The 11,024-nt window shown below is 70.0% G+C and carries 9 protein-coding genes, 1 tRNA gene and 1 pseudogene; 4 read left to right on the top strand and 7 right to left on the bottom strand.

The window, feature by feature from the left end:
* A pseudogene (locus B9G38_RS00975) lies at positions 1-203 on the top strand (IS701 family transposase); the annotation flags it as partial.
* A 14-nt stretch (positions 204-217) separates the two neighbouring features.
* Here B9G38_RS00975 and B9G38_RS00970 read toward each other — a convergent pair.
* Positions 218-288 (bottom strand) — tRNA-Gly (locus B9G38_RS00970).
* A gap of 228 nt (positions 289-516) precedes the next feature.
* Here B9G38_RS00970 and B9G38_RS00965 point away from each other — a divergent pair.
* Both B9G38_RS00965 and B9G38_RS00960 read left to right on the top strand, forming a co-directional pair.
* Positions 517-1,041: a DoxX family protein gene (locus tag B9G38_RS00965; RefSeq protein WP_049932775.1), complete on the top strand. Its 525-nt coding sequence runs from the start codon at positions 517-519 to the stop codon at positions 1,039-1,041.
* 13 nt (positions 1,042-1,054) lie between these two features.
* Positions 1,055-1,339 (top strand): hypothetical protein, encoded by a 285-nt coding sequence (locus tag B9G38_RS00960; protein ID WP_086219176.1) that lies wholly within the window; start codon positions 1,055-1,057, stop codon positions 1,337-1,339.
* 101 nt (positions 1,340-1,440) lie between these two features.
* Here B9G38_RS00960 and B9G38_RS00955 read toward each other — a convergent pair whose 3' ends face one another.
* Genes B9G38_RS00955 through B9G38_RS00940 form a run of 4 tightly spaced genes read right to left on the bottom strand, consistent with a single transcriptional unit; the run spans position 1,441 to position 8,594 of the window.
* A complete protein-coding gene (locus B9G38_RS00955) occupies positions 1,441-3,888 on the bottom strand; it encodes a methyl-accepting chemotaxis protein (protein ID WP_086219175.1) in 2,448 nt (815 codons plus the stop codon).
* Positions 3,889-3,948: 60 nt separating this feature from the next.
* Positions 3,949-4,599, bottom strand: a complete 651-nt coding sequence (locus tag B9G38_RS00950; protein ID WP_049932778.1) for a class I SAM-dependent methyltransferase — start codon at positions 4,597-4,599, stop codon at positions 3,949-3,951.
* A gap of 42 nt (positions 4,600-4,641) precedes the next feature.
* Positions 4,642-6,849 (bottom strand): type II secretion system F family protein, encoded by a 2,208-nt coding sequence (locus tag B9G38_RS00945; RefSeq protein ID WP_086219174.1) that lies wholly within the window; start codon positions 6,847-6,849, stop codon positions 4,642-4,644.
* Positions 6,846-8,594, bottom strand: coding sequence for a type II/IV secretion system ATPase subunit (locus tag B9G38_RS00940; protein ID WP_086219173.1), 1,749 nt, complete (start codon positions 8,592-8,594; stop codon positions 6,846-6,848). Before B9G38_RS00940 ends, B9G38_RS00945 begins: the two co-directional genes overlap by 4 nt.
* A 199-nt stretch (positions 8,595-8,793) precedes the next feature.
* On the opposite strand from B9G38_RS00940, the gene B9G38_RS00935 reads away from it, so the two are divergent.
* Positions 8,794-9,282, top strand: coding sequence for a DUF5793 family protein (locus tag B9G38_RS00935; protein ID WP_049932784.1), 489 nt, complete (start codon positions 8,794-8,796; stop codon positions 9,280-9,282).
* Positions 9,283-9,297: 15 nt separating this feature from the next.
* Here the strand turns inward: B9G38_RS00935 and B9G38_RS00930 are convergent, their stop codons facing one another.
* Complete coding sequence (locus B9G38_RS00930; protein WP_086219172.1) at positions 9,298-10,209, bottom strand: S-adenosyl-l-methionine hydroxide adenosyltransferase family protein; 912 nt, start codon at positions 10,207-10,209, stop codon at positions 9,298-9,300.
* A 180-nt stretch (positions 10,210-10,389) separates the two neighbouring features.
* Positions 10,390-10,920, bottom strand: coding sequence for a nicotinamide-nucleotide adenylyltransferase (locus B9G38_RS00925; RefSeq protein ID WP_086216397.1), 531 nt, complete (start codon positions 10,918-10,920; stop codon positions 10,390-10,392).
* Positions 10,921-11,024 lie beyond the last annotated feature (104 nt).

The following is an 11,024-nucleotide window of genomic DNA, read 5'->3' as shown; positions in this document are numbered from 1 at the left end:
TTGATCCCGAATCGAGCGCCTTGGGGACGGTTCGCTCGAAAGCGTCATCGCTTCGAGCGAACCTCGAACACTCGCTGAAAGAAGCCGTTTACAACCTTCTCTCGTGGGTTCGAGACAACGATGATCGTAGCGTCGACGACCTGATGGAAGAGATTGATCACCTCTTCGTTCACTCAACAGCCGACGCTAACGTTCAAAGCTGAGTTCGTTCGAGAAATGCGCCGGCCGGGATTTGAACCCGGGCCATGAGCTTGGAAGGCTCAGGTCCTACCACTAGACCACCGGCGCTCGCGTCGGTCGATGACGCATCTACACGTAGGCGGAACGACTTTCATAAGCGTTCCGTGTTCTGACGGGGCTCGAACACGATTCCCGGCGCCGATCCGGGTATGTATAGTTAAAGAGCCACGATACTGCGGACGTGTCCCAGCGCTCTAGAACGCTTTTCAGCCGCTTAGAACCCTGTACGGTACATATGTGTGTACCAACCCAACGTACATCCGTGAGGTGACACCGATGTCATACCAATCGAGCAATCCGCTGGTCGGCGAGGTCGAGTTCGCCCTAGAGGGACCGTGGGCGACCTACTGGATCGCGTTCCTGCGCGTCGTGACCGGGTGGTGGTTCTTCCACGCCGGGGTCACCAAGATCATCGAGAACGGGTTCGCGTTCACCTACGGGCCGTCGTACATGAAGGGCATGACCGGCACCGCGCTGGGCGGCATCCCCGTCTGGATGGGGAACAACCTCGCGTGGCTCATCGAGCCCGGCGTGCCGCTGTTCGAGACGCTCATCGGCCTCGCGCTGATCGCGGGGGCGTTCACCCGGTTGGCCGCGTTCGGCGGGGTCATCTTCATGGTCCTGTTCTGGGTCGGGAACGCCGGCTTCGGTCACGGCGTCGTCAACAGCGACCTGATGGGCCTGTTCCTGTTCATGACCGTGATCGTGCTCGCGGCCGGTCGGTACTACGGGCTCGACGCGCTCCTCGAACAGACGGCGCTCGTCAAGCAGAACCCCAAGCTGCGGTACCTGCTCGGTTAAGAGGTGATTCACTATGACAGACACCATTGACAAGACGGCACGGGCGTTGAGCGCGGGACTGATGCTGTTCGGCATCGTGGTCCTCGGACTAGTCGAGACGTTCACCGGCAAACCGTTCGCACCGGCCCCGATAACGAACGAGGCGGGCGAGGTGACCGCGATGCCGCTGATCAGCCCGGAGATCCGGACCGGCTTCGTGCTGGCCGGCCTCGTGGTGCTCGGGCTGTACGCGGCCTACCGGTTCGTGGCGCCGCTCCCCGAGGACCGGGGCGTCAGCCACGAGACGATGGCTGACTGAGAAGCGAGGCACCCGGCCGCGACGTCACCGGTAGTGCTCGTCGCCGCGGGCGACGACGACCACTTTCCTTCGTTCTAACGTTCGCTGAGAGCCGTCTCCGGCTACGCCGAGTCGTCGGCGTGCGGCTCGCCTAGCTCTCCAGTTCCGTGAGCGGTGCCGCCGTCGGTGCTGGCGGGGGCGGCGTCGGACGGCTCCTCGTCCGCGCCGAACGTGAACGCCGTCTCGCCCGTCTCGCCCGATCTGCCGGCGGCGGGTTCGCCGACCGAATCGCCGTCCGCGCCCCCGACAACGTCGTCCCCGGCCTCGGCGTCGACCTCGAAGCCCTCTGTCATCTCCCGCAGGTCGCTGGCGCGCTCGTGGAGGTCGTGCGCCTGTTCGGACACCTCGCCGAGCGTGGCGGCCTGCTCCTCGGCGGCGGAGGCGACGGTGGTCGCCTCGGCGGTGGTCTGTTCGCTCACGCCCGCGAGGTCGTCGACCGCGCCGGTCACCTCGTTGACCGACTGCGCCTGCGCGTCCATCGCGCCGGAGATCTCCTGAACGCCGTCGTCGGCCTCGCTCACGCGGTCGGCGACCTCGGCGAGCGCGTCCTCCGCGTCCTCCACGACGTCGACCCCGTCGTCGACGCCCTCGCGGATCGCGGCCATCTCGTCGACGCTCTCGTCGGTACGCTCGCGGAGGCTCTCGATCAGCGACTCCACCTCCGCGGCGGACGCCTGGGTCTCCTCGGCGAGCGACTTGACCTCCTCGGCCACGACCGCGAAGCCGGAGCCGGCCTCGCCCGCGCGGGCGGCCTCGATCGAGGCGTTGAGCGCGAGCAGGTTCGTCTGGTCGGCGATCTCCGAAATCGTCTCGACGATCGCGTCGACCTCCGCCATCTCGGCCTCGAGCCGCTCGACCGTCTCCGCGGCGGACTCCGAGCGGGACTCGATCGCGTGGAGCTCGTCGACGGCGTCGGCGGCCGCCTCGCGCCCCTCCTCGGTGAGCGCATCGGCCTGCCGGGAGGTGCTCGCGACCTCGTCCGCGGAGGCGGCGACCTCCTCGACGGTCGCCGACATGTCCTCCATCTCGCCGGCGACCTCGGCCAGCTGACGGCTCTGCCGCTCCGCCCCGGCCGATATCTCGTCGACCGCGTCGCTCGTCTCCCGGCCGGCGGCGGCGGCCTCGTCGGTGCCGTCGGTGACCGCGTCGCTCCGGTCGGCCACTTCGACCGCGAACGCGTCGACCTCCGCGATCGTGGCCTCCAGCTCGTCCATCGCGTCGTTGAACTCCGCGGCGATCGCGCGGAGCGCCTCGGGGTCGTCCGGCTCTGCGTCGAGCCGAGCCGTGAGGTCGCCGTCGGCGCAGGAGGCCAATGTCTCGCCGAAGTCGCCCGCCCGCGACTCCAGGCGGTCGGCGAACGCCTCGCTCTCCGCCTTCGCCGCCTCGGCGCGCTCGCGCTGCGTCTCCGCCGACTCGATCTGCTCGCGCAGGGAGTCCCGCATGGTCGCGAACGCCCCGGCGAGGTCGCCGAACTCGTCGCGCCGCGCCGTGTCGAAGTCGACGTCGAGGTCGCCGTCGGCCAGCGCCGACGCCCGGGCCCGGAGCTGGTTCAGCTCGACGACGGTCCCCCGGCCGAGCGTCACGCCGATGAGCCCGAGCCCGACGACCGCGACGCCGACGATGAGGAGCAGGTTCCGCCCGATCATCCCCGAGAGCGCGTACGCCTCTGAGAGGGGGACGTGGACCGCGACGTACCAGGCCTCGGTTGGAACCGGGGCGTAGGCGACGAAGTACCGCTCGCCGTCGGCGAGTTCGAGCGTCGCCGACGGGACGGACCCGATCGGGTTCTGTCGGTCGAAGAGCTGCGACCGGACCGGTTCGTCGTACCGCTCGCCCGCGACGCCGTCGCGATCGCTCGCGCCGATCTCGCCGTCGGTCTCGACGATCGACGTGAACGTGCCGTCCGTCGGTTGCCGGAAGTCGCCGACGAGCGAGCCGAGCGAGACCTCCATGACCACGTATTTTCGTTTCGGCGTCCCGGCCACGTAGGCGACCCGGCGCTCGCCGTCGACCTCGTACGTCGCCGTCGTGGTGACGGTGTCGCCGAGCAGGAGCCCGTCGTCGAACCACTGCTGGCTCGTGAGCGTCTCCGCTCGGTCACCGTTCCCGCCCGCCTCGTCGGTCGACGCGAGTACCGCGCCGTCCTCGGGGTCGATGTAGTGGAACGCAAGCACGCCGTCGCTCGCCCGAGACAGATGCGAGGAGAGATACGCCGCGACGGCGGCCGAGTCCTCGCTGTAGATGTCGTTGTCAGCGGCCTCCGCGACGGTCCCGCGCCGGTCGGCGGTCCAGCCGCCGGCTTCGGTGGCGCTCAGCTCCGCGACGGCCGTGTAGTCGCTCTGGGCGCTCGACTCGAGCTGCTCGGTCGTCTCCGCGTACGTGACGGCCCCGACGGCGCCGATCGCGAGGACAACGACGACGAGGGCGACGAGGAACTTCGCGAGGTAACTCCGAGCCACCGCGTCGGGCGCGACCCGACGCAGGACCCGTTCGAGGAAGGTGTCGGCCATTACCAGCAGGCGGTCGGCAGGGACCCTTTAATCCACCCCCGTCGATATTGTCTGTGATAATCAGGGGCGTTCCGGCTCGACTTCCGCGTAACAGTTCCCGCTGGATAGCTCCGTTCGACGCGTTTCGAGAGCGCTCTCGCCGAGATCCGTCTCGAACTCCGCGGGCGAGTAGATGTGATAGTACCGAGGCACCGTCTCGCCGCCCGGCAGCGTCCAGTCGACGGTCGTGTCGAACCCCTCGTCGCGGTCGAACCGGTCGTGGGCCGTGCTCCACGCGCTGACGAGCGCGACGCCGCCGGGCGCGAGGACGCGCGCCAGCTCGTTCAGGCTCTCGACGCGGGCGCTCCGCGGCGAGAGGTGGTGGAGCGTGGCGACGTAGACGGCGAGGTCGACCGCGCCGTCGCGGACCGGGAGCGCCGTCGCGTCGCCGTGGACGAACGCGGTCGCGTCGGCGAACCCCCGGTCGCGGGCGCGGGCCGTCGCCTCGGCGAGCAGCCCGCGGCTGAGGTCGAGGCCGACCGCGGTCTCGGTGCGCGCCGCGAGCGCCTCCGTGTGGCGGCCGTTGCCGCAGCCGACGTCGAGCGCGAGCCCCCCCGACCGACCCTCTAAGAACGACTCCACCTCGGGCCACGCGTACTGCCGCGTCTTCGAGAAGTGGGTCGCGATGCGGTCGTACGTCGACTGCGGATCGCCGGTCGGCTGCGGGTCCATACCGGCTTCTCGGCCGCGACGGGGATATGTCGACCGGACGCCTCACACCGCCCCGATCGCGGCGAACGCGACGAGCGTGAGCGCAAGCAACACCACGACGTGTTTCACGCCGTCGCGGACCGACCCCTCTCCGAGCTGTCCGGCGACGAACCCGGAGCAGACCGCCTGGATCGACGCGGCGTGGAAGAACAGCTGCTCGTAGACCGCCACGTCGATGTCGCCGATCCCGTCCGTGATCCCGCCGGGTCCGCCGGAGACCCCGCTCCCGGTGTCGGGGAGTCCGCCGCCCGTCCCCGGGACGCCCGCCGCCTCGATGGCCGGGATGAACGACACCGACAGCGCCGCGATGATCCCGAGGAAGACGAGGAAGGAGATGTAGATGACGATGAGATACGTTAACATCACTTGTCGGCGTTCGCGCCGGAGCGCCCACGTCGCGCGCGATTCGTCGGCCGCGATCCGGAGGACGGGACCCACGTCCCCGCTCGCCTGAATCGCGTTGGTGACGAGCGCGACCGCCCGGGAGGTCATCGGCGACCGGACCCGTCGCTCCAGCCGGCGCAGCGCCGTGGAGACGTCCGCCCCCCAGTCGATGTCTCGGCGCGTCCGGCGGAGGTCCTCCGTCAGGGCTTCCAGGTTCGAGTCGGCGACGCGGCGGACGCTGCCGACCACGTCGGTGCCCGCCTCGTTGACGCTGGCGAGCCGGTCGAGGAAGTCCGGCACCGCGGACTCGACGCGGCGGACGCGGCGCTTGCCGAACTCGTAGGCGACCGCGTACGCCGCGAGGACGAGGGCGGTCGCGACGACGAGCGGGCCGTCGACCTGGTCGATCATCTCCATGGGCGTCCCGAGCGTGACCGGGAACGCGAAGACGAGCAGCCCGACGACCGCGGCCGGGACGACGGCGAGGAGCACCGTTCGCGGCGAGGCGAGCACCGTCTCGACCGGCGACGCGACCAGCCGCCGCACGCTCCGGAGGCGGTCGTACACGCGGAGCCGCTCCCGGCTCGCCGCCCAGCGGTCCGCTCCGGTACCGCCCGCGCCGGCGCCGTCCGCCCCGGAACCGCCCGCGCCGCTCTCGGCGGCCGCTCCCCCGTCGAACCGCGGCGAGTCGCCCCGGTCGCCGGGCTCGTCCGTGGCGTGGCGCACGCCCGTGACCGAGGGGGTGTCCGGGTCCGCGAGCGACGACTCCGCGACGGTCTCGGTGCCGCCGACGCCCTGCGTCACGCTGTCGACGTAGACGACGAAGCCGAAGGTGGCGAGCGGCACGCCGAGGTAGACGACGACGCGGAGGAGCGGGAGGGTGTCCTGTAAGACGAGCCCGATGACGACGAGGATGGTAATGAAAAACAGCGGGCCCGCGACCAGCGCCGTCACGTACGCCTCGGCGAACGTCGAGAGCAGTTCGAGGTACTGCTCCTGTTTCGCCTCCGCCTCCGCCTGATAGCGCTCGTACTGGTCGTTGAGGAACTCCGACACCGACTGCCCGGTGCCGAGGACGGACGCGAGGTTCTCCGAGAAGTCGGCCAGGTCGTCGCTCGGCGTCCGCCGGGAGATGCGCTGGAGCGCGGTGAGCGCGTCGGTTCCGAAGGCGTTCATGTCGCGGACCGCGACCGACAGCTCGGCGGCGGCCTCGCCGTACACCTCCTCGTTCTCCGCGAGCGTGTCCATCACCCGGGGAAACGCCATCCCGGAGCGCGAGAGCGCGTACATGAACGCGACCGTCCGCGGCAGCGTGGCGTCGATCTCCGCCGCCCGCGCGGCGGCGCGCTGGTCGAGCAACTGCCACCGAGCGAGGTAGGCGCCGAGCGCGAGGCCGGAGCCGACCGTCGCGGAGACGACCGCGAGCAGGACGAACAGCCGACCGAGCCCGAGGTCGGCGAGCCGCGCGACGACCGCGACGAACTCGACCGACCCCGGGAGCGCCGCGCGGATCGCGGCCTCGCCGACGTCAAGCGCGGCGAGCAGCGCGCCGGCCGCGTACACGCCGATGACGCTGCCGGCGACCCCGAGGACCGCGGCGTACAACAGGGTCCGCGAGGCGTACACGCGGTGCGTCGTGCCGGCGACGTGGGCCGCGCGCATTCGGTCGCGCTGAGCCTGCCGCCGCGCCTCGTTCTCGCCGACGTAGTCGCCGAACGCCGACAGGGCGACGCGGGTGACGAACAGGTCGGCCCGGTCGTCGACGAGCGGCAGCGCGAGCGCGAGACAGACCGCGACCGCGGCGACGAGGGGGAGGTACTCGATCATCGGTCCGTGGCGTCGGATCCCGCGTCTCCGGCGCGCGCGCCGTCGCCGTCGGAGGCGTCGGGGCCGCGGTCGGTGCCGCCGCCCGGCGAGGCGTCTTCGGCCGCGAACTCGTCGGGGTCGACGCCGTCGGCCGCGGCGGCGCGCTCGTCGAGCTTCTCCATCACGCGGTCGGCGTCGGCGTAGTACTCGTTGACGAGGGCGGTGAACGTGCGGTAGTCGTCGATGCCGAGCGCGGAGAGGAGTTCGAGGAATCGCTCGCGGCGCCGGACCTCGCGGAGCAGCTCCGACCGGGACCAGCCGCGCTCGTCGGCGATCTCCTCCAGCAGCGACGAGTCGTTGCGCCGGAACGTGTCGGAGTCCGGCCGCCACTCGAACGCCGAGGAGTAGTCGAGCTCCCCGGTGCGCTGGTCGATACCGCCGATCTCGCCGATCGTCTTCGCGCGGCGGACGCGCTCGTCGTCGGCGCGGGTGAGCGTCTGGACCGACAGCATGTCGAGCGACTGAACCATCGCGCGCGGCACGTTGATCGGCTCGTTCTCCAGCCGGTTGATCACGGTCTCGATCGAGTCGGCGTGCATCGTCGAGAACGTGGTGTGACCGGTGTTCATCGCCTGGAAGAGCGTGATCGCCTCCTCGCCGCGCACCTCGCCGACGACGATGTACTCGGGGCGGTGGCGCAGCGCCGACCGCAGAAGGTCGTACATGTCGATGTCGGTCCCCTCGTACCGGCGCTCGCGGGTGACCGCCGAGAGCCAGTTGTCGTGGTACAGCGAGAGCTCGCGGGTGTCCTCGATGGTGAGCACCTTCGCCCGCGGCGGGACGAACATCGACACCGCGTTCATCGAGGTGGTCTTCCCGGAGGCGGTGCCGCCCGCGAAGATGAGGCTCTTGTTGTGCTCGATACAGAGCCAGAAGTACGCCATCTGCTCGACGGAGAACGTGCCGTACTCCACGAGGTCGACGGGGGTGAACGGGTCCTCGGCGTACTGGCGGATCGTGAACGCCGAGCCGCGCGGGGTCACCTCCTCGCCGAGCGCCAGCTCCGCGCGTGAGCCGTCGGGGAGCGTCGTCTCGACGATGGGGTCGCCGACCGAGACGTGGCGGCCGGACTGCTGCGCGAGCCGGATCACGTAGCTGTCGAGCGCCTCCTGTCCGAAGGAGACGTTCGTCTCGATGTCGGTGTACTCGTCGTGGTAGACGAAGATCGGGAGGTCGTAGCCGTCACAGGAGACGTCCTCGATGTGGCGGTCGTTCAGCAGGGGGTCGACCTTCCCGAAGCCGCGGAAGTCGCGGTAGAGGTAGTACACCAGCGCGTGGAACGTGTCCATCTCGGCCTCGACGCCGTACCCCTCCAGCAGCGTCTCGAGTTCGGTCCTGAGCGTCTCCTCGTCGGTCTTGCCGCTCCCCTCGCGGTAGAGGAGCGGATCGCGGATGTCGTCGACGACGCGGTCGAGGAGCTCGCGCTCGAACGCGTCGAGCTCGGGCTCGACCGCGTAGTAGCGGTGTTCGCTCTCGGCGTCGTCGTAGGTGATCACGACGTACGCGTACGGCGCGTTCACCCAGTACCGGTCGACTTCGGTCTCGTCTTCCGGAACGACGAACGACGCGAGCGGGCCGTCCTCGCCCGGGCGAAACGGCCGGACGTCGAGCGTCGACCCCTGAAGCAGCTCCCACGTCCGGGAGAGCCGCCGCTGGAGGGCCTCGATCCGGTCGCCGAGGTCGCTCTCGCCGGCCTCGCTCGCCATGGATACGGTGCCCTAGAGGCGGGGGGAAGTTAAACTACCCCCGACGATTATCAGGACCGACATCGAGGTCCGCCGCCGCGGTCCCGACCGAGTGCCGATCCGGTCCCGGCGCGGCGCGGACGCCCGAGTATCGTCGGTTCCGCGCCGCCGCTCCGCCCGTTACGTTGATACGGCCGGACCGCAAAGCATCTGATAGGAAATGCGGCGTGACTACTTCGAGTTGACCGTCGAGGGCGTCGGAAACGACGCCGGCTCCCAGTCGCCCCCGCTGGTGCGGATCGACTTCCACGGTCCGGAGGATCTCCTCCGCGAGCGACTCTCGGGGGGCGAAAGCGAGGACATCATCGTCGAGACGGACGACGACCTGCTCGCGGCCGACCAGATCGACGTCGCCTTCCGGCTCCGCGAGCCGCTGGACGAGGCGGACGAGCCGGAGGGCGTCGTCGGCGTCACCAACCGATACACGGGCGACTTCATCCTCGAACTCAACGAGACGGCGACGGACGTACTCCCGTTCATCCACGCCGCGCGCGACGCGACCGACGACGGCGACGCGCGGTACCGCGTCGAGATCGATGTCGACGGCGAGCGCCTCGTCGCCTACGACAAGGACACCTTCCTCGTGTACGACCAGGAGGGGAACCTGCTCCGCAGCGAGAGCCTGATTCCCTCCGGCGTCGAGCTGTAGACCGGTTTTTTGGACTCAGAGGCTGACGCTGTCGGGAACGAACCGGACCGCGTCGCCCGGTCGGAGGTCGAACGCGCCGTCGCCCCGGCCGTCGTTCACGTCACACTCCGCGTAGCCGTGGCTCCCGACCGTGACGAGACGCTCGCCGGGGTCGACGGCGCCGAACGTCTCCGCGACCGGCGTGAGGTCGCCGTTCACGCGGACCCAGTCCCGGCCGCGGACAAGCTCGCCGGGGACGTTGGTGATCACGTTGCCGAACCGGTCGATCGCGAGCACTTCGCCGTCAACGGCGACCACGTCGCCGGTGTCGGCCTCGTCGTCGGTACCGTCCTCGCTGTCGGTGCCGTCCTCGGCGTCGGTGTCCTTCTCGGCCTCGCCCGCGTCGCGTTCGACCGACGGCTCGGGAAAGTGGACGTCCACGGGGTCGTTCGCGGGCGCGAGGTCGTCGATCCCCGCGAGCGCTTCGGCGACCGCGTCGACCGCGGGCTCCCCGTCCGACGCCGTCAGTTCGTCGTCGAGCGCCGTCCGGACGCGGGCCGCGGTCGGCGCGAACACGTCGCGGCCGTGGAACGTCTCGCTCGCGGGGTCGTCGACCGCGATGGACCAGACCTCGACATCCGACTCGTCGGCCGCCAGCGCGCGGGCCGGCGGCATCGCGAGCCCGTTGTCGGGCGCGACGATGACGTGCGCGCCGGCCCGGACGACGAGGGCGTCCCGGTCGGTGCCGACGCCGGGATCGACGACGGCGCAGTGGACCGCCGGCGGGAACTCCGGGAGGACGAACCGGAGCCAGAACGCGGCGGCCCGGGGGTCCCCGCGCGGCAGATCGTGCGCAACATCGATCAGCTCGGCGTCAGTGTGCCGGCGAATCACTCCCTTCATCGCGGCGGGGTACGGCGACCCAAAGTCCGAGGTGAGCGTGATCATACCGGAACCCGCGTGCGGCGCGGGGTTAAATGGAACGGGCGTCGTCGTCGCCGGTCTCCGTATCTGTCCACGAGCAGGCGGCCGGAGCGTCGGAGTCGGCGCCGAGGCTTCGAAGCGATCGGCGGTCGGTCCGCGATCGGCGGTCCGAGGCGATCAGCCCTCTTTACACGGATCGCCGCGCTACAGGTCGGACGGCTCGCCGCCGTTCGAGTCCGTCTCCGCGATCCGGCGGATGCGCTCGACGCCGTCGACTTCGCGGATCACGTCGACGACGGGGTCGGGGACGAGGTCGGCCCACTCCCGGCCGCGGATCATGCGCTCGCGGAGTTCGGTCCCCTCCAGCACGTCGCGGCGGAACATCGGCGACTGGCGCACCTCGACGCCCGCCTCCTCGAACAGGCGGACCACGAGCGGGTTGTTCGAGTAAGCCACGTCGAAGCGCGGGGTCATGCTCTGGACGTGGCTCACCCACACGGAGTTCCGGTCGAGGTCCTCGATCGGGACGACGTAGGTGGTGGCGTCGAGCTCCTCAACCGCCTTCGTCACCATCATCACGCGCTCGCCGGCGGTGAATGGGTTCCGCGTGGTGTGAGAGTCGCCGGCGGAGCCGATCCCCAAGACGAGCTCGTCGACCTCCGCCGCGATCTCTTCCACCATGTGCCGGTGGCCGTGGTGGAACGGCTGATACCGGCCGATGTAGAACCCCCGCATGAGTCTACGTACCGTCGGCGTCATTTATAAACCCCGTGGGAACGCTCGCGGGGCGTGATCGGTCGATATACGGCTTGAAAGCGGTGTTTACTGCCCCCGGGGCT

The sequence above is a fragment of the Halorubrum sp. SD612 genome (assembly GCF_002135005.1).
The sequence above is the reverse complement of the archived record's forward strand: the minus strand, read 5'-3'. Positions and strand labels throughout refer to the sequence as shown.